At 70.4% G+C, this 17,793-nt stretch carries 19 protein-coding genes; 8 read left to right on the top strand and 11 right to left on the bottom strand.

Features of this window, described 5'->3' with window-relative positions; translation table 11 throughout:
- Nucleotides 1-30 precede the first annotated feature (30 nt).
- The 4 genes from ACQEUX_RS31670 to ACQEUX_RS31655 form a co-directional block, all read right to left on the bottom strand.
- Nucleotides 31-891 carry a hypothetical protein gene (locus tag ACQEUX_RS31670; protein ID WP_433056306.1) on the bottom strand — a complete coding sequence of 287 codons (861 nt, stop codon included), beginning with the start codon at nucleotides 889-891 and terminating at the stop codon, nucleotides 31-33.
- Nucleotides 884-1,384 carry a SigE family RNA polymerase sigma factor gene (locus tag ACQEUX_RS31665; protein WP_433056304.1) on the bottom strand — a complete coding sequence of 167 codons (501 nt, stop codon included), beginning with the start codon at nucleotides 1,382-1,384 and terminating at the stop codon, nucleotides 884-886. Before ACQEUX_RS31665 ends, ACQEUX_RS31670 begins: the two co-directional genes overlap by 8 nt.
- Before the next feature lie 62 nt (nucleotides 1,385-1,446).
- A complete protein-coding gene (locus ACQEUX_RS31660) occupies nucleotides 1,447-2,430 on the bottom strand; it encodes a ketopantoate reductase family protein (protein WP_433056302.1) in 984 nt (327 codons plus the stop codon).
- A 40-nt stretch (nucleotides 2,431-2,470) separates the two neighbouring features.
- Nucleotides 2,471-3,214 carry a M50 family metallopeptidase gene (locus ACQEUX_RS31655; RefSeq protein ID WP_433056300.1) on the bottom strand — a complete coding sequence of 248 codons (744 nt, stop codon included), beginning with the start codon at nucleotides 3,212-3,214 and terminating at the stop codon, nucleotides 2,471-2,473.
- 409 nt (nucleotides 3,215-3,623) lie between these two features.
- On the opposite strand from ACQEUX_RS31655, the gene ACQEUX_RS31650 reads away from it, so the two are divergent.
- Nucleotides 3,624-4,376, top strand: coding sequence for a GH25 family lysozyme (locus ACQEUX_RS31650; RefSeq protein ID WP_433056298.1), 753 nt, complete (start codon nucleotides 3,624-3,626; stop codon nucleotides 4,374-4,376).
- Between the two features lie 82 nt (nucleotides 4,377-4,458).
- On the opposite strand, the gene ACQEUX_RS31645 is transcribed toward ACQEUX_RS31650, so the two are convergent.
- Together ACQEUX_RS31645 and ACQEUX_RS31640 are read right to left on the bottom strand one after the other, a co-directional pair.
- Complete coding sequence (locus ACQEUX_RS31645) at nucleotides 4,459-4,686, bottom strand: hypothetical protein (protein ID WP_433056296.1); 228 nt, start codon at nucleotides 4,684-4,686, stop codon at nucleotides 4,459-4,461.
- A gap of 65 nt (nucleotides 4,687-4,751) precedes the next feature.
- Nucleotides 4,752-6,815, bottom strand: coding sequence for a protein kinase domain-containing protein (locus ACQEUX_RS31640; protein ID WP_433056294.1), 2,064 nt, complete (start codon nucleotides 6,813-6,815; stop codon nucleotides 4,752-4,754).
- Between the two features lie 90 nt (nucleotides 6,816-6,905).
- Between ACQEUX_RS31640 and ACQEUX_RS31635 the strand changes: the two genes are divergently transcribed.
- Both ACQEUX_RS31635 and ACQEUX_RS31630 read left to right on the top strand, forming a co-directional pair.
- Nucleotides 6,906-7,100, top strand: a complete 195-nt coding sequence (locus ACQEUX_RS31635; RefSeq protein ID WP_433056292.1) for an acyl-CoA carboxylase subunit epsilon — start codon at nucleotides 6,906-6,908, stop codon at nucleotides 7,098-7,100.
- Between the two features lie 88 nt (nucleotides 7,101-7,188).
- Nucleotides 7,189-7,647 carry a hypothetical protein gene (locus tag ACQEUX_RS31630; protein ID WP_433056290.1) on the top strand — a complete coding sequence of 153 codons (459 nt, stop codon included), beginning with the start codon at nucleotides 7,189-7,191 and terminating at the stop codon, nucleotides 7,645-7,647.
- Between the two features lie 292 nt (nucleotides 7,648-7,939).
- Here the strand turns inward: ACQEUX_RS31630 and ACQEUX_RS31625 are convergent, their stop codons facing one another.
- Nucleotides 7,940-8,092 (bottom strand): hypothetical protein, encoded by a 153-nt coding sequence (locus ACQEUX_RS31625; RefSeq protein WP_433056288.1) that lies wholly within the window; start codon nucleotides 8,090-8,092, stop codon nucleotides 7,940-7,942.
- A 930-nt stretch (nucleotides 8,093-9,022) separates the two neighbouring features.
- On the opposite strand from ACQEUX_RS31625, the gene mycP reads away from it, so the two are divergent.
- The 3 genes from mycP (at nucleotide 9,023) to ACQEUX_RS31610 (ending at nucleotide 11,724) form a co-directional block, all read left to right on the top strand.
- Nucleotides 9,023-10,153, top strand: coding sequence for a type VII secretion-associated serine protease mycosin (mycP, locus tag ACQEUX_RS31620; protein ID WP_433056286.1), 1,131 nt, complete (start codon nucleotides 9,023-9,025; stop codon nucleotides 10,151-10,153).
- A 252-nt stretch (nucleotides 10,154-10,405) separates the two neighbouring features.
- Nucleotides 10,406-11,074, top strand: coding sequence for a Maf family protein (locus ACQEUX_RS31615; RefSeq protein WP_433056284.1), 669 nt, complete (start codon nucleotides 10,406-10,408; stop codon nucleotides 11,072-11,074).
- A complete protein-coding gene (locus ACQEUX_RS31610) occupies nucleotides 11,071-11,724 on the top strand; it encodes an O-methyltransferase (protein ID WP_433056282.1) in 654 nt (217 codons plus the stop codon). Before ACQEUX_RS31615 ends, ACQEUX_RS31610 begins: the two co-directional genes overlap by 4 nt.
- 74 nt (nucleotides 11,725-11,798) lie before the next feature.
- Here ACQEUX_RS31610 and ACQEUX_RS31605 read toward each other — a convergent pair whose 3' ends face one another.
- From ACQEUX_RS31605 to ACQEUX_RS31595, 3 genes are all read right to left on the bottom strand, one after another.
- Nucleotides 11,799-12,554, bottom strand: coding sequence for an ABC transporter permease (locus ACQEUX_RS31605; RefSeq protein ID WP_433056280.1), 756 nt, complete (start codon nucleotides 12,552-12,554; stop codon nucleotides 11,799-11,801).
- Between the two features lie 16 nt (nucleotides 12,555-12,570).
- Nucleotides 12,571-13,530, bottom strand: a complete 960-nt coding sequence (locus ACQEUX_RS31600) for an ATP-binding cassette domain-containing protein (protein WP_433056278.1) — start codon at nucleotides 13,528-13,530, stop codon at nucleotides 12,571-12,573.
- A 121-nt stretch (nucleotides 13,531-13,651) separates the two neighbouring features.
- Nucleotides 13,652-14,263: a PadR family transcriptional regulator gene (locus tag ACQEUX_RS31595; protein ID WP_433057277.1), complete on the bottom strand. Its 612-nt coding sequence runs from the start codon at nucleotides 14,261-14,263 to the stop codon at nucleotides 13,652-13,654.
- 150 nt (nucleotides 14,264-14,413) lie between these two features.
- Between ACQEUX_RS31595 and ACQEUX_RS31590 the strand changes: the two genes are divergently transcribed.
- On the top strand, nucleotides 14,414-16,165 hold the full coding sequence (locus tag ACQEUX_RS31590) for an acetyl/propionyl/methylcrotonyl-CoA carboxylase subunit alpha (RefSeq protein WP_433056276.1): 1,752 nt from the start codon (nucleotides 14,414-14,416) through the stop codon (nucleotides 16,163-16,165).
- Nucleotides 16,166-16,186: 21 nt separating this feature from the next.
- Here ACQEUX_RS31590 and ACQEUX_RS31585 read toward each other — a convergent pair whose 3' ends face one another.
- Nucleotides 16,187-17,080 carry a LysR family transcriptional regulator ArgP gene (locus tag ACQEUX_RS31585; protein ID WP_433056274.1) on the bottom strand — a complete coding sequence of 298 codons (894 nt, stop codon included), beginning with the start codon at nucleotides 17,078-17,080 and terminating at the stop codon, nucleotides 16,187-16,189.
- Between the two features lie 69 nt (nucleotides 17,081-17,149).
- Between ACQEUX_RS31585 and ACQEUX_RS31580 the strand changes: the two genes are divergently transcribed.
- Nucleotides 17,150-17,746, top strand: coding sequence for a LysE/ArgO family amino acid transporter (locus ACQEUX_RS31580; protein ID WP_433056272.1), 597 nt, complete (start codon nucleotides 17,150-17,152; stop codon nucleotides 17,744-17,746).
- Nucleotides 17,747-17,793 lie beyond the last annotated feature (47 nt).

The raw sequence follows: 17,793 nt of genomic DNA, 5'->3' as shown, positions 1-17,793 counted from the left end.
CCGGCGCTGAAGTCATCGCCGTGGCCAGGGTCAGCAGGCCGGGTTGGCGGCGGCGCACATCCGGGCCGCCGCCGCCACGGCGAGCTGGCGGAGTTCCGCTTCGGTGCCGTCGCCCGCGAGGCGGAGCACCGAGACGGTGTCGCCGACCCGGACGACGGCTGCGAGGGTTGGCGGCGGTGCGTGGCCGAACGTCTGCCCGGTCTGCACGTCCCGGGCGGCCGTGAGCGAGTCCCGCAGGATGGCCGCGTCGTCCCCGGCGAAGCCCCGCTGCACCACCGCCCACCGGTGGACCACCTCCACGGTGTGGGTGCTCCCTACCGTCTCCAGCGGCCCGGCGCTTCGCCACTCGGCGCACGGGGCGACCAGGTCGTCCAGAGTGGCGAGGAGCTGTGTGGCCGTCTCGGGTACCAGCCGGAAGAGATCCTGCATGACCAGGGCGTCGCCCTCCACGAGCATGCCCGTCGAGGGCTTCCGCATGAGGGTCTGTGAGCGGGACAGGATCGACGGCTGCCAGCCGTCCGACAGCCCCTGGCTCGTCCGGCAGTGGCCGAGCACCGAATCCAGCAGGACCGGCTCGCCCAGCCCTGACTGGCTGAGCTGCACGTAAACCGGCTGTGGCAGGTCGGCCGGCTGCAACAGGGCGTCGGTGGTGATCTCGTGCCGGGTCGGCGAGGCCGAGGGCGCGGCGGCCGGCAGGACCGGCGACGGAGACGTCCCCGGGGCGGCGACCGCCACGGCGGAAACCCCGGCAAGGGCCAGCACGACGGTGGCCACCACGATCCTGCGCTGGCTGCGGCGACGGGCTCGGGAGCGAATCTCCTCCGGGCCGAGCCAGCGCACGTCGTGCAGATCCCGCTGGACTCGTTCGACGAACGTCGGGTCGTCACGCATCGGTTGCCTCCTCCAGATCAGAGACGGCGAGCAGCCCGGCGAGCGCGGTGCGCCCCCGGGAGAGTCGGGCCTTGACCGTGCCCACCGGGGCCGCGGTTTCCCGCGCCACCTCCGCGACCGGCATACCCATCAGGTAATAGAGGGCGATGGCGACGCGTTGCTCCTCGGGCAGGAGACGCAGGGCGGCGACCACCTCGACGGTGTCGGTGCCCGGGCCGGGAACGGTCTCGGTGGCCCCGTGTCGCAGATAGGCGCGAGCACGGCTGCGCAGGTTGCGCCACCGGCTGACCGCGATCCGGCTGGCCACCACGCGCACCCACGCCTCCGGGTCGTCGTACGCACTGACCGTCGACCAGCGCTGCCACGCCCGGATGTACGCCTCCTGCACGGCGTCCTGAGCCTCGACACGGTCGCCGGTGAGCGCGTAGACGAAACCGAGCAGCCGTTGCCGGCTGCCTCGGTAGAACTCGTCGAACCCGTCGATGTCCGGCACCCACTACCTCCCCGTGTCGGTCGCAGGGAACACGCACCGGGCGGGGTCGTCGGTTGCCCCGGTCAGGCGATCATCTTCTCCAGCTCGGCGAGCGGGAACGCGCCGGCCCCGATTCGCTCCCGGACCGCCCGGCGGACCGCGCGCTGCACGGCCACGTTGGCCGGCGTCGGTACGCCGTGCAGCCGGCCGAGCAGGGCGATCTCCCCGTTGAGGTGGTCGACCTCGGTCGAACCGGTGCCCCGGGCCAGGCTCTGCCAGGTGGAGCCGCCGGAGCGGGCCTCGCCGTCGACCGGGCGCTGCCCGACCAGGTCGCCGCGTTCGGCCTTCTCCTCCTCCGCCGAGGTGTGCGCGATGCCGGCGGCGGCGAGGGCGGCGACACCTTCGGCGCGTACCCGCTCGGCCAGCGCGTCCGGAATGTCCCGGCCGAGCAGCGCCTGGAGGCCGTTGCCGAGGTTGCTCAGCAGCTTGCCGTACTTCCAGCGCAGCACGTCCGGCCGGACCGGGGCGACGAACCCGGCAGCCGCCAGATCGGCGGCGATCGCCCGGTCGGTGTCGTCGGCGCCGCTGGGGTAGCGACCGATGTGGAGCATTCCGGGGTGCGGGTACCCGTTGGCCACCACCACGCCCGGGTCAAGATGGGTGGCCGGCAGCCAGACGCACACCGGGTGCACGTCGGCGAAGAGCCGCAGCGCCGCCCGCTCGTTGGCCACCCCGTTCTGCGCGGTCACCAGCGGCAGGCGCTCGCCCGCCGTGCCACCGCCGGCCACCGGCGCGTCCACCCAGGCGGCCAGCGCGCCGGCGGTGTCCTGCGACTTGACGGTGAGGACCAGCACCGTGTCCGCCGGCAGCGGCTGGTCAGCAGGGCCGTCCACGACGTTGAGCTGGGCGGTGACCTCGCCGTCGGGCTGCCGCAGCGTCAGACCCCGCGCGCGGATCGCGTCCAGGTGGGCACCCCGGGCCACCAGGGTCACGTCCCGGTCGGCCTCCGCCAGCCGTACGCCGATGGTCCCGCCGACCGCACCCGCCCCGATGATCACGTATCGCATGCCGCCATTCTGCCCGGCCGCGCCCGTCCCTCCGGGATTGTCAGACGGTCAGGCCGGCCTCGGTGAGAATCTGCCCGGTGAGCAGGAGGGCGCCGGCGACCAGAGCGGCCAGGTTCACCAGGGCGAAGACGGTCACCCAGAAGAGTGGCGGGAACGGGGTGAGCCCGGCGAGTTGGTCAGCGTCGGAGGCGGGCATCCGACCGCGCGAGCGCAGCCGTTGCAGCTCGACCACCGGTCGTACCCCGCCGAGCAGCAGGAACCACACCCCGGTGTACGCGAACGCGGCCTGCACCTGCGGGGTGGCGTACCACGAGACGACGAACACGAGCGCGCCGGTGACCAGCAGCGACACCACGCCGAAGGCGTTGCGGATCATGACCAGCATGGCGAGCAGCAACGCCACCGCGACCCAGAGCAGCAGGGTGATCCGGTTGCCGCCGAGCAGCCAGGCGCCGGCCAGGCCGACCAGCGGCGGGGCGACGTAGCCGGCGAGCAGAGTCAGGATCATGCCCGGCCCGGTGGGACGGCCTGCGGAGAGCGTCAGCCCGGACGTGTCCGAGTGCAGCCGGATGCCACGCAGCTTGCGGCCGGTGAGCAGGGCAACCAGAGCGTGTCCACCCTCGTGCGCGATGGTGATGGCGTTGCGGGCGATCCGCCACGGCAGTCGGGTGGACACCACCACCAGGGCGACAGCCGCGGTGATCAGCACCAGCAGTGGGGGCGGGTCCGGCTGCGCGCCGAACAGCGTGTCCCACAGGTCGCTCAGCCCGTCGATCGACATCATGGGGCGCGAGCCTACCGGCGGCGTTCCGTGTCGCTCCCAAGGCACCGCCTCGTATCCCCGTGAGACTGATCGGGTGGCGACTGGAGCTGGAGGTGAACGCAGGTGAGCGCAGCCCCCTTGGAGCCGCACATCGGCCTACAGCATCGAGACCGCAGCAGAAACTCGGGGTCTATCGGTCTACGACGCGATCAACGTCCGTCTGGGCATCGACCGGGTTGTCATTCCGGCGCTGACCGTCGTCGAGCCGTTCCGTTGGCAGCTCGACCCGCCCGCGCTGCGCTGATTCGTTCCACTCCGGTCACCGGGGCGACCGACGCCCGTCGATGAAGCTTTTTTCAGCCACCCTTGTGATCTAGGGCACTTACCTCCAAAGATGGATGTCGATAGAACGACGTCCTTGGAGGCATTCATGGCCCGTACCCGATCATCGCTGCGCCGCGCGCTCGCGGCCGGCCTCACCGTCCTCGCCACCGCGACGGCGGCCCTGGTGGCGACCGCCGGACCGGCGGCCGCGGCCACCACACCCGGCGTCGACGTGTCCCACTACCAGGGCGCCATCAACTGGACCAGCGTCCGTAACGCGGGCATCCAGTTCGCCTTCATCAAGGCGACCGAGGGCACCAGCTACAAGGACCCGAACTTCAACGCGAACTACGTCAACGCGTACAACGCCGGGGTGATCCGCGGGGCGTACCACTTCGCCCGGCCGAACATCTCCGCCGGCTCCACCCAGGCCAACTACCTGGCCTCCAACGGCGGCGCCTGGTCGGCGGACAGCCGCACGCTGCCCGCCGCGCTGGACATCGAGGCCAACCCGTACACCGGCGGTTACTGCTACGGGTTGAGCACGACCGGGATGCGCAACTGGGTGCAGGACTTCCTCAACACCTACCGCTCCCGCACCGGCCGGTACGCGGTCATCTACACCACCACGAGTTGGTGGAACCAGTGCACCGGCAGCTGGACCGGCCCCTGGGCCAACCACCCGCTCTGGCTGGCCCGCTGGTCGAGCACGCCGGGCGCTTTGCCGGCCGGCGCGTCGGTGTGGAGCTTCTGGCAGTACACCAGCACCGGCGCCGTCTCCGGGATCAGCGGCAACGTGGACCGCAACTACTGGAACGGCGACCGGAGCCGGCTGATCGCTCTGGCCAACAACACCTGACCGGGCCGTTGGCGGCAGCGGGATCGACGGTCACCGAACGGTCGACAATCGGTCCGGCTGCCGCCACACCACCGGCTACGGGTCAGGCCCGCCGCCGGCCCATGGCCGGCGCCACGGCTTCCTTGCGAGCCAGAGCGCCCCTGCGCGTCAGCCGCCATGCGGTCGCACCACAGACGGCAACGGTCACGACGCTGAGCAGTGCGATGAAAGCCGAGAGTCCCATGCTGACCAGTAGCAGGATCGCGTCGCCGAGAGCGACGAGCATCCACAGTGCCAGCCGGGGCCGGGCGTCCCTCCGTCGGTAACCCATGTCGCGCCTCCTTCCGTCGTCGAAGGTCAATTACCCCGAACGACGGAAGGTCATGCGACTCGGTTTCAGTCCTGACGGTCGGGCACGAAGCCTTGAGCGATCCGGTCGAAGTTCGGCAGGTTGGCCTGCCAGTCCTTCTCCGCGATCTCCCACCGCAGCGCGTAGCCCCGGTTGCTGGCCGTCACGAAACCTCGGTTACGGACGTGGATCCGGGTGCCGTCCCGGGTCTCCAGCCACTCCCAGTCGCCGCAGGTCTTCCAGAAGTCACAGGACTTGATGCTGAGGTACTGGTAGTTGTTGACGTGGTTCTTGCGGTCCGACTCCTTGCTCCTCCAGTCGGCCACGGCGTCGCTCTGCGGGTTGCTGGTCCACTGCACGAGCAGCTCACCCGGCCCGTTGGACTGGTCGAAGACGACCGTGCTGCCGTCGACCTGCCGGCGCACCCAACCGTCGGGGATCGGCAGGGTGAAGCCGGCCGGGTCCTTGTGCAGCTTCCAGCCCGCCGGCAGCGCGTTCGGGTCGACGGAGGGCGTCGCCGAGGGCGTCGGACTGGGGGCACCCGTGGTGGGCGGCGGCGCCGCCGGTGCGGTGGTCGGTGCGGGCGCCGAGGTGGCGGCCCCGGTCGAGCCGGCCCGCGGGGTCTTGTCGTCGCCCTTGGTCAGCATCGGCACGATCACCACGAGGCCGATGAGCAGCAGGACGACCACCGCACCGATCAGCAGGTTGCGTCGCGTGTTGTTCGGCTTCGTACCATCCGACAGCGGCACCGGCGCGCGCCCGGCCGGAGCCACCGGAGGCATGAGCGACGTGGGCGTCGACGGCTTGCGCTGTTCCGGCGCCACCGGCGGGCCGTCCACGACCGTCGGCTCGTCGTCGACGTCCGTCGTACCGTCACCGGTTGCGTCGCCCGCAGCCGCGACCTTCGCGGTCGGGTCGGCATCGGACGAGGCCGGGCGGTCGATCGTGGCCGTCGGCTCGGCCGGCACCACGGCGGTTGGGTCGGCGTCCGCAGTGGAGGGAGCGACGGCCGTCGGCGTGGGGTCGGCGGCCTTCGGCGTGGGGCCTGCGGCCTTCGGCGTGGGGCCTGCGGCCTTCGGCGTGGGGCCTGCGGCCTTCGGCGTGGGGTCCGCGGCCTTCGGCGTGGGGTCGGCGGCGAAGGCCGCGGCGGCGGCGACGGGCGCTGGCGGCGACACCGGCCGGTCGACACTCCCGGCGGGTCGCGGTGCCGGCACCAGCGGTGGGCGCGGCTCGCGCGGGCCGTTCGGCCCAGGCCGGCGTACGCCATCAAGCAGCGAGATTCCGCGCGACCGCTTGCCCGCGGCGCGGCGCAGCAACCGCTCGGCCACCTCGGCGGTGATCCGCTCGTTCGGGTCCTTGCGCAGCAGCCCGTTGAGGACTGCCTTGAGCGGGCCGGCGTTCTTCGGCGGGGGCATCGGTTCGGTGGCCAGCGCCGCCAGCGTGGCGATCGCCGACGGCCGCGCGTACGGCGACTTGCCCTCGACCGCCGCATAGAGCGTCGCGCCCAGCGACCACAGGTCGGCCTCCGGCCCGGCGGTGCCCTCCCGGGCCCGCTCCGGAGAGATGTACGCGGGCGAACCGAGCACCATGCCGGTGCGGGTCACGTTGGGGTCACCCGGAATGGTGGCGAGACCGAAATCGGTCAACACCACCCGGCCGTCGTCGCCGAGCAGCACATTGCCCGGCTTGACGTCACGGTGCATGACGCCGGCCTTGTGCGCCGCGTTGAGAGCGCCCAACACACCGAGCCCGATCTCGACCGCGCGGGCCGGCGACACCGGCCCGTCCTCGGCGAGAGTGTCCTGCAACGACTTCGACGCCACGTACTCCATGACGATCCACGGATCGCCATCGGTGCGCAGCACGTCGAAGATGCGGACGACGTTGGCGTGGTTGAGCCGGGCGATGGCCCGGGCCTCCCGCAACGAGCGCTCCCGCATCTCGCGGCGCTCCTCGTCGGTGAGACCCGGCGGCGGCACCAACTCCTTGATGGCGACGTCCCGGTGCAGCACCTCGTCGCGCGCCTTCCACACCCGACCCATGCCGCCCTGGCCGAGCGGCGACAGAAGCCGGTATCGGTCAGCGACAAGTTGGGGAAGCGCATTCGACATCGCTGAGACGGTACCCGGACCCGCCGACGGTCACACCGCCGGCACGCCACTGTGCGCTCCCGGCAACTTCCTGCCGCGTACCCTGGCGTCATGTCTGCCGAAGAGCCGCTGTTCCGGGTCGTCCGCGGCGTGCCCACCGCCGAGGAACTGGCCGCCCTGGTGGGGGCGATCGTCGTCCGGTCCCGCCCGGCCGCCGCCCCCGAGCCCGCGACCGCGTCCGCCTGGGCGCGCAGCGGCCGACCGGCCGGCCCTCGTGGGTGGCGCGCCGCCGGCCTCCCCCGCTGACCCGACCTGCCGCGCGGGGGCTGCCAGGGGCACGGACAGCCGTTACCCTCACTCAGGGAAACGGTGCCGTGACAGGTAGGGAGGATCCATGATCCCCGAAGAGGACCGGCCAGCACCCTGGCTGCGCGGTTACGGCGGCATCGAGGCCGACATCAGCCAGCTCAGAGAGTTCGCTGACCGGCTCGCCGCCGAGGTCGAGACCAACTACGCGCCACACCTGTCGTACATCGCCGAAGACATGTCCGCCAAGCTGCCCAACCCGTGCGACGCCTTCATCGAGCTGGTCACGTTCCTGCACGCGCACCACGACACGCAGCAGGCCACCGCCGACATGGTGTACGCCGTCCGAGGCGCCACCGGCCACCTGGCCGCCGCCGCCAACCAGGTCGCCACCCGATACGCCGACAGCGACGCCTTCACCGCCGCCCGGGTGGTGGACGTCCGACAGGCCCTCGCCAACCCGGGGACGATGCTGCCCGGCGGCCCAACGCCAATGCTGACCGACCCGACCGGCCCCGACGCCGAAGGGGCGGTGGTGCTGCCGTGATCGAACGGGGCACCGGCCGCACGTCCGGCCTCACCGACTGGCAGCTGATGGACGTCAACAACATGTGGGCCTGCCTGCAGGACCACGACACCGCCAACCACTGGAAGCAGGTCGCCGGCTGGCGCAAGGTCTGCGACCTGGCGCAGATCCACCTCGGCCGCCTCCAGGACTACCGGCGCGGGCTCGCCGAGGCATGGCCACCCGAAACCAGCGCCGCCTCCAGCACGTACCTCGCGGAACTCGACGACCTGATCGACAAGGTGAAGCGCACCCACGACGCCGCCGCCGCGAACTACGCCGCACTCTCCGCCGCCACCCAGGCCATCGGCACCACCCGCGCCGCACTCCGCAAGATCCACGAGGAGTACGCGACCAAGTTCCAGCAGAAGCAGGCGTACGAGTCGATGGCCGCCGACCCGAAAGCGGTGATGGGCAACCGGGTCACTGAGTCACCTGTTAGCGATGCAGAGTTGGAACGGCTCAACGTGCAGGCACGGAACATGATGTTCAACCTCAGCGGGGAACTCCAACAAGCCCAAGCAACTCTTCAAAAACCACCGCCACGGCCTGCCCCTCGGGTTGATGAACAGGCCGCTGGCACCACAGCAGACGCGGCTCCAGCAATCCCCCCTATCGTTTCGGTTCCAATACGGGTATCAGGGCCTCCTGCATCAACCGACCACTCGTCAAACAGACCCCGAACGGAGCGAGTGCCGACCACAACCGGGTTAGGGCCTGTTCTTGGTGGGGCGCATTCAGGGCCAGCGGTGCCAGTTCAGGACTTGTCGCGTACTCAACAGCTGGGACATGGCAACGCGCCACCTAGTCTTGGAGTGCCGCCAGTCGTGGGCCCCAGCCTCAACGCGCCTGGAAACCTCCGGCCACCGTCTGAGCAGCGAGGGTCAATGGGGCGACCAATACCTGAGAGGGCTCAGAGCGCGGTTACCCCAACAGCACCACCCCGACCCATGCCGCCAGGCGGCTTAATCGGTGGAACACCCGGATTAGGACTTGGCCAACCCGGCCCTGGTCCGACTTCGCCGCGTCGAGTCAATCCGATCGGGGGAGTCATCGGTGGTGGTGGCGCCGGCACGGCGCCGACGGGAGGAGCAGGCTCACGGCCGAGCGCTCCGCGCACCCACAGCGGCGTAAATGCCCCGACTCCCCTCGGCGGCGCCCCTGGGAATGGCTCAAATTGGAGCATGGGCAGGACGCCTGACCGGCCTATACGACGTAATCACAGTGAAGGTGTCGATGAGCCCGATCGGTGGGACCCCGACCATCCGTGGAAGACGGAGCAAGGGGTGTCACCAGTGGTAATTCCACCCGAAGAGGATGGCCCAATCGACCCTGGCCCCGCCCTCGGTCTCCCTCGGTGACCTCCCATCTCCTCACCTCCCTCCTAGTGGCGTTGAGCCTCACAGGGGGAATCGCAACACCACCGTTGCAAACCCGTACTGAACACCTGCAGACGGCGCAGTGGCATCTGGACTTCCTTAAGACGAGCGACGCGCACAAGGTCAGCCAAGGCGATGGGATAACTGTTGCGCTGCCAGATAGTGGCGTAGATCGTCATCCGGACCTGCAAGGCAATCTCCTTCCGGGGAGGGACGTAATAGCGGGAGGAGGCGGCGATGGACTTACCGACAAAGATGGTCACGGTACGGGAATGGCCGGCCTTATTGCGGCACACGGCGAGGGCGACTCGGGCGCAATCGGCATTGCACCCAAAGCAAAGATCCTGCCAATCTTCTGCTCACCTCCCGGCTTGGATGGCGATACTGAGGCGCTTGCGGCCGCTATCGAATATGCCGTTAGCGGCGGCGTGAGCGTCATAAGCGTTTCGATTGCCGGCGGCCCAAGCGCCCGTCTAGAAGAGGCAGTCAGAATGGCACTGCAAGCTGATATCGTAGTTGTTGCCAGTGCCGGCAACGCCCCTGTGACACAGTTCGTCGACTACCCGGCCCGCTACCCAGAGGTAATTGCTGTTGGCGGAATCGACCGAGACGGAAAGCGCGCTGCCTTCTCCGTGACCGGACCGGAGATTGACGTGGTGGCTCCGGCGGTCGACATCTACAGCACGAGTATCGATGGCAAATACCGCAAGGGCACGGGAACCTCTGACGCTACGGCGATTGTGGCGGGGGCGGCCGCGTTGATCAGGTCCAAGTACCCGTACCTGCCGGCGAGGGAGGTGGCGCACCGGCTCACGGCAACAGCCGTCGACAAGGGGCCACCTGGGCGCGACGACGAGTACGGCTACGGCGTGATCGACCTGGTGGCGGCGCTGACTGCGGACGTACCGCCGCTGGGCTTTGAGTCGGTGAGCGCGCCGGCCGGGGCTGGCCCGACGACGGCCGGCGCTCGGCCGGGCGACGACGACAGCGGCGCGACGGCCCGTGGCTTTGCCACCCTTGGGGTGATTTTGGCTGCCGGGGTTGGATGGGCGGTGGTGGTAAGACGCCGCCGGCGTGGTGATGATCCGCCGCCCAGAATCAGTCGCTGACTGGCCGGCGGCCCGGTGATCGACTCGGGTTCCTTGAAGTCGCGGTGTCCGAGGCGGTGGGATACCCCGATTTCAAGGAGGCCGAGTCGATCATGCAGTGCGCGCGCTGTGAGTGCGCGCGCTGTGAGTGCGCGCGCTGTGAGTGCGCGCGCTGTGAGTGCGCGCGCTGTGAGTGCGCGCGCTGTGAGTGGTTGGGAGGCGTGCCGGGCGGGGAGGTCGTTGTGGGGGTTGTGAGCCGGTAACGTCGGGCGGGTGTCTGAATCTCTGCCGCTCCGCCTCGTGCTCGCCTCCGCGAGCCCTGCCCGTCGTAAGTCCCTCCAGGCCGCCGGCATCGAGCCGGACGTGCTGGTCAGCGGGGTCGACGAGTCCCTGGTGGTGACCGATCGGGCCGAGGATCTCTGCCTGGAGTTGGCTCGACTCAAGGCGCAGGCGGTGTTGACCCGACTGAGCCCTGGCGTCGATCAGCGGATGCTGGTGATCGGCTGTGACTCTGTGCTCGCGTTCGACGGCGAGATCCTCGGCAAGCCGGCGGACCCGGCGGACGCAACCCGGCGTTGGCATCGGATGCGGGGGCGCAGCGGCGTTCTGCACAGCGGGCACTGCCTGATCGACGTTACCGCCGGCCGGCGTGCCGAAGCGGTCGCGTCGACCACCGTCCACTTCGCGGACATCAACGACGACGAGATCGCCGCGTACGTGGCCAGTGGTGAGCCGCTGGCGGTGGCCGGCGCGTTCACCATCGACGGGTTGGGTGGGCCGTTCGTGGAGCGGATCGAGGGTGACCCGGGGACGGTGGTCGGGCTGTCGATGCCGCTGCTGCGGAGACTTCTCGCGGAACTGGACCTGCGGATCACCGACCTGTGGACGAAGATCGAGCCCGGGGGCCAATCGGTCGAGCCGCTCGGTAACGTCCGGTCATGACCACCAAGTCGATCCCGCTCACCGACGAGCTACACGCCTACCTGGTCGCACACGGCTCCCCACCCGACGAGATCATCCGGGACCTGGCCGAGGAAACCCGGTCGGTGCTGCCGGAGCACGCCACCATGCAGGTGGCCCCGGAGCAGGCCGCATTCCTGACGTTCCTCACTCGGCTGCTCGACGTACGGCAGGCCGTCGAGGTCGGCACGTTCACCGGGCTGTCGTCGCTGGCGATCGCCCGCGGGTTGCCCGAGGGCGGGCGGCTGACCTGCTTCGACATCTCCGAGGAGTTCACCGGCATCGCCCGGCGTTACTGGGCACGGGCCGGCGTGCAGGATCGGATCGACCTGCGCATCGGCCCCGCCGGGGAGACGCTGCGGGAGCTGCCGCACGAGCGTCACCTGGACTTCGCATTCATCGACGCGGACAAGACCGGCTACCCGGTCTACTGGTCGGAGTTGGTGCCGCGGATGCGGCCGGGTGGGGTGATCGCCGTCGACAACGTGCTGCGCGGCGGCAGGGTGATCGCTCCGCAGGACGCCAACGACCGGGCCATCGCCGCCTTCAACGACGAGGTGCTGGCCGACGTACGGGTCGACCCGGTGATGCTGCCGATCGCGGACGGCCTGACCCTCGCCCGGGTGCGCTGAGCGCCACCGAAACGCGGAGATCGGGGTGTCCTCGTGCGGAGGACACCCCGATTTCCAGAAAAGAACGGGGAACGTCAGCGGACGCTGCGGGCGAACTGGCGGGCGGCCCAGTAGACGCCCAGCGCGGCGAGGACCGCCGTGATGGTCAGGCCCTGCCAGACCTTGTCGCTGCCGAGGTCACCGGCGAACAGCGCCCGGGTGCCGTCGACCGCCCAGGAGAACGGGTTCCAGTCGGCGATGCCCTGCAACCAGCCAGGGGCGAAGGTCAGCGGCAGCAGGATGCCGGAGAGCAGCAGTACCGGCTGTGCCACGGTGTTCATCAGTGGGGCCAGCGCGTCCTCACTCTTGACCTTGAGTGCGACGCCGTAGGAGACGGCCGAGGTCATGAGCGCGATCAGAGCCAACATCAGGTACGCCAGCAGCAGGTCCCCGATGAACACCCGCAGGTCGAACAGGAGCGCCAGCAGGGTGATGATGACCGCCTGCACCATGAGCGAGACCACGTCGCGCAGCGAGCGGCCGAGCAGCAGGGCGAGCCGGCTGATCGGCGTGACCCGGGAGCGTTCGATGACGCCGGCGCGCAGCTCGGCGATCAGGCCGAAGCCCTGGAACAGGCCACCGAAGATGGCCAGCAACACCAGCAGGCCGGGTACGAAGATCTTGTAGGCGGCGGCCTGGGTGGGCGCGTTCAGCGCCGGCTTGAGCAGCGGGGCGAAGAGCAGCAGGTACATGACCGGCTGGAAGACGCCGACGAAGACCCAGACCGGGTTGCGCAGCAGGAGTTGGGTCTGGCGCTGGAAGATCAGCCACGTGTCACGGGCGAATTTCATGAGTCGTCTCCGGTGGTCAGGACTCGCGCAGCGAGCGGCCGGTCTTGGTGAGGAAGACGTCGTCCAGGCTGGGTCGGTGCAGCTCGATCGAGCGCAGCTCCAGCCCGGCGTGGTCGAGTCGGCGCAGCACCTGCGGGATGGCGGTGGCACCCTCGTCGACGTAGAGGCGCAGGCCGCCCTCGTCGGCGGTCTCCAGCTTGTTGACGTACGGCTCACCGTCGAGCGCCTGGGCGGCCTGCGGGGTGGCGGCCAGGTCGAGGCCGACCAGCACCACGTCGCCGGAGATCTCCCGCTTGAGCTCGGCCGGGGTGCCCTCGGCCACCACCTCGCCGTTGTCCATGATCGCGATCCGGTCGCAGAGGGCGTCGGCCTCGTCCAGGTAGTGCGTGGTGATGAAGACGGTCATCCCGTCGGCGCGTAGCCGCCGGATCTCGTCCCACATGTGGGCGCGGCTCTGCGGGTCGAGACCGGTGGTCGGCTCGTCCAGGAAGACGATCTTCGGCTCGTGGATGATGCCGAGCGCGATCTCCACCCGCCGGCGCTGACCGCCGGAGTAGGTCTTGCACTTGCGGTCGGCGTACTCGGTGAGCTGGAAGGCATCCAGAGCGCGGGCGGCGCGGCCCTGCGCGTCGGCCTTGCTGATGCCGTACATGCGGGCGTGCAGCACCAGCTCCTCACGGGCGGTGGACTCGTCCCAGGTGCTGCCGCCCTGCGGGACGTAGCCGATCCGGCGGCGCACCTCGGCCGGGTCTTTCCGCAGGTCGGCGCCGGCGATGGTGGCATCGCCGCCATCCGGCTCGATCAACGTGGCGAGCATCCGCAGCGTGGTGGTCTTGCCGGCGCCGTTCGGGCCGAGGAAGCCGAAGATCTCGCCTTCGGCGACATCGAGGTTGACACCCCGCACGGCGTCCACCGTCTTCGTCTCTCGACCCGCGCGGGAGCGAAACGACTTTCGCAGCCCCCTGGTCTCGATCATTTCTGCTCCTGGTCGTTCGGGCCGGTCGGGCCGGCCGTCGAGTGGGACGACGCCGGACGGCGCACTCCCCCGCTGTGCCGTCAGCAGGCTAACGCGATATAGCTCTTATGGTCAACGTTGATTATTCCGCGTTTGGTCCGGGCCGCTCTTCGCCGTCCCGCCACCCCGTCCAACCATCGGCGCTCTCCAGCCCAGCAGGCAGGTACGACACTCCGGATTCGATCCGCTCCGCGACCCGCTCGCACCAACTCATCTCCGCCTCCGCCCGCGCCGACCACAGCTCGAACATCCAACCGACGTGCACCGGCTTGGTGTTACGGACCCAGTCCGACTGGAGCGAGGCCCGCATCGACTCGATGCCGGCCCGCAGCAGGTTGGCCCGGTTGCGTAGGGCCGCCGCCGCCTCGGACCGTGGCATCGCGGGCAGGAAGGAGAAAGCCGCCGTGAACGGGTCGACCGGCTCGGAGAAGTTCCACCAGAGATTGCGCAGCAGGGTCTCGAACTCGTCCTCACCCTTGGCGGTCACCTCGTACGTGGTGCGTGCCGGACGGGCACCGACCTGCTCGGTGGCGACGGCGCGCAGCAGGCCCTCCTCGGTGAGTTTGCGCAGCGCGTGGTAGATCGAGCCGGGTTGCACGTTGGCCCATTTGTCGGCGCTCCAGCTCAGCAGCTCGCGGCGCACGTCGTAGCCGTGCACGGGCTGCATCCACCGCACCAGACCGAGGATCATCATCCGAGTCGCAGACACTCGGCAAGCGTAATAGCCAAGTTTGACTAATCAGCGCCCGGGCACAGTGCGCCATTCCACACTGAGCGATCGTTAGGGCCACCAGGGCGGCCGATACACTCCCCGTCAGTAACCTGCCCGGGAGGAGCCACGAAGGTGCGCAAGGTACTCATCGCCAACCGCGGCGAGATCGCCGTCCGGGTGATCCGTGCGTGCCGCGACGCCGGTTTGGGCAGCGTCGCCGTGTACGCGGACTCCGACCGCGACGCCCTGCACGCCACCCTCGCGGACGAGGCATACGCGCTTGACGGGGACAGCGCGACCGAGACGTACCTGCGCATCGACAAGCTGCTCGACGTCGCCGCCCGGGCCGGTGCGGACGCCGTGCACCCCGGCTACGGCTTCCTCAGCGAGAACGCCGACTTCGCCCAGGCGGTCATCGACGCCGGGCTGACCTGGATCGGCCCCACCCCGCAGGCGATCCGTGACCTGGGCGACAAGGTCACCGCCCGGCACATCGCCCAGCGCGCCGGGGCCCCGCTGGTCCCCGGCACCCCGGACCCGGTGGCCAGCCCGGACGAGGTGATGGCGTTCGCCGTCGACCACGGCCTGCCGGTCGCCATCAAGGCCGCCTTCGGCGGCGGCGGGCGCGGCCTCAAGGTCGCCCGGACCATGGAGGAGATCCCCCAGCTCTTCGAGTCGGCCACCCGGGAGGCGGTCGCGGCCTTCGGCCGGGGCGAGTGCTTCGTCGAGCGGTACCTGGACCAGCCCCGGCACGTCGAGGCGCAGGTCCTCGCCGACCAGCACGGCAACGTGATCGTGGTGGGCACCCGGGACTGCTCGCTCCAGCGGCGGCATCAGAAGCTGGTGGAGGAGGCGCCCGCGCCGTTCCTCACCGACGCCCAGCGGGCACAGATCCACGACAGCGCCAAGGCGATCTGCCGCGAGGCCGGGTACCACGGCGCCGGCACGGTGGAATACCTGGTCGGCGTGGACGGCACCATCTCCTTCCTGGAGGTCAACACCCGACTCCAGGTCGAACACCCGGTCACCGAGGAGACCGCCGGCATCGACCTGGTCCGCGAGCAGTTCCGGATCGCCGACGGCGAGAAGCTGCGGATCACCGAGGACCCGACGCCGCGCGGGCACTCGATCGAGTTCCGGATCAACGGCGAGGACCCGGGCCGCAACTTCCTGCCCGCGCCGGGCACGGTCACCGCGCTGCGCCTGCCCACCGGCCCGGGTGTGCGGGTGGACACCGGCATCTCGGCCGGCGACGTGATCGGCGGCAACTTCGACTCGCTGCTGGCCAAGGTGATCATCACCGGGGAGACGCGGACCGAGGCGCTGGAGCGTGCCCGCCGCGCGCTGGACGAGATGGTGCTCGATGGGATGGCCACCGCGCTGCCGTTCCACCGACTGGTGGTGCGGGACGAGGCGTTCACCGCCGAGCCGTTCACCGTGCACACCCGCTGGATCGAGACGGAATTCCACAACACCGTGCCGCCGTTCGCCGCCGCCGCCGGCGCCGCCGAGGCGCCGGCCGAGCGCGACACCGTCGTGGTCGAGGTGGGCGGCAAGCGCCTCGAGGTCAGCCTCCCCGCCGGCTTCGGCGGGGGTACGACCACCGCGGCACCCGCCACCCGTAGGCCGGCCCGGCGCGGCGGCGGAGCCAAGGCCGGCGCCCCGGTCGGTGGCGACGCGCTCACCTCCCCGATGCAGGGCACCATCGTCAAGATCGCGGTGGCGGACGGCGACACCGTGGCCGAGGGTGACCTGGTCGTGGTGCTGGAGGCGATGAAGATGGAGCAGCCGCTGCACGCCCACAAGGCGGGCACGGTGAGCGGGCTCACCGCCGAGGTCGGCGCCGTGATCACCGCCGGTGCCCCCATCTGCACCATCGCCTGAGCGGTCCGGACGGACCGGCGGTCAGCGCAGGTTCTCGGCGGCGACCGCGCGGACGGCAGCGGTCAGGGCGTTCAGCACGTCCGACTCCAATCGCCAGTGCTGCCAGTAGAGCGGGACGTCCAGGTGTCGGCCCGGCGCGAGGTCGACACAGCAACCGGAGGCCAGGTCGGCCTCGGCGATCTGTTCCGCAACCAGACTCCAGCCCAACCCGAGCCGGATCGCCTCGTTGAAGGCCGGCACGGACGGCAGGTAGTGCACCGGAGGGTCGAGCGACCGGCCCACCACGGCCCGGATGAACCGGTGTTGCACCCGGTCCTTCCGGTCGAAGACGACCATCGGCGCGCCCTCCAGCGCTGCGGCGGTGAATCCTTCGACGAAGTGGGTCGCCGCGAATTCCGGCGTGGCCAGCGCGCGGTAGCGCATGGCCCCGAGGGGCAGCACCCGGCAGCCCTGCACGGCCTCCCGTTGGGCGGTCACCGCCGCCGTCACCGAGCCGTCCCGGAGCAACTCGGCGGTGTGATCCTGATCGTCCTGCCGCAGGTCGAAGAAGAGCCCGGCCCGCTGCGGCAGTCGGGCCAGCGCGGCGGGGAACCAGGTGGCCAGCGAGTCCGCGTTGACCACCACGGCGACCCGTACGCGACCGCCGCCGGCCAGCGGACCGCGGGCATCGGCCAGTGCCTCCCGTTCCAGCAGCGTGAGCTGGCCGGCCAGGCGCAGCAGCGGGCGACCGGCGTCGGTGGCCACGCACGGTCGGGCCCGGCGGACCAGGACCTGGCCGACGGTCTCCTCCAGTGCCTTGATCCGTTGGCTCACCGCCGACGGCGTGACGTGCAGCAACCGGGCCGCCGCTTCGAAGCTGCCCTCCGCGACCACTGCGGCGAGTGTCCGCAGTTGCGCCGAGTCGAGACCATCCATAAGCAAAGCTTAAGTTACATCAGAATCTTTAGTTGGACTGGTGGATGGCCCAGCCCTAGCGTGAAATCCGTGCTCACCTCCGCCGTCGCCGGCTTCTCGATCTCCATCGCCCTGATCGTCGCCATCGGCGCTCAGAACGCCTTCGTCCTGCGTCAGGGCCTGCGTCGCGAGCATGTCGTACCCGTGGTGCTCACCTGCGCCGCATCGGACGCTCTGCTGATCACGGCGGGCGTCGCCGGGGTCGGCACGCTGGTGACGGGCCGGCCGGGGCTGTTGACGGCGATCCGGTGGGGCGGCGCGGCGTTCCTCCTCTGCTACGCAGCGCTCGCCGCCCGCCGCGCCCTGCGTCCCGGCGCCCTGCTGCCCACCGAGCGGCCGCCGGCCACCCTGGGGGCGACCCTGCTCGCCTGCGCCGCCTTCACCTACCTGAACCCCCACGTCTACCTGGACACCGTGCTGCTGCTCGGCGGGGTGGCCCAGAAGCACCCGCACCGGTGGGTGTTCGGTGCCGGAGCCGCCCTGGCCAGCGTGGTCTGGTTCACCGCCCTCGGTGCCGGCGCGCACCGCCTCGCGCCGCTGCTCGCCCGTGCCGGCACCTGGCGGGTGCTGGACGCGGTCATCGCCGTCGTGATGGCCGCGCTCGCCGGGGCGCTCCTGTTGGGCTGACCGGGCGCCGCTGCGGGAGCAGTCCGGTGACGAGAGTGTTTTCCGCG

Origin of the sequence: Micromonospora sp. CA-259024, assembly GCF_050936255.1 — a bacterium.
Taxonomy (GTDB): domain Bacteria; phylum Actinomycetota; class Actinomycetes; order Mycobacteriales; family Micromonosporaceae; genus Micromonospora.
The sequence above is the reverse complement of the archived record's forward strand: the minus strand, read 5'-3'. Positions and strand labels throughout refer to the sequence as shown.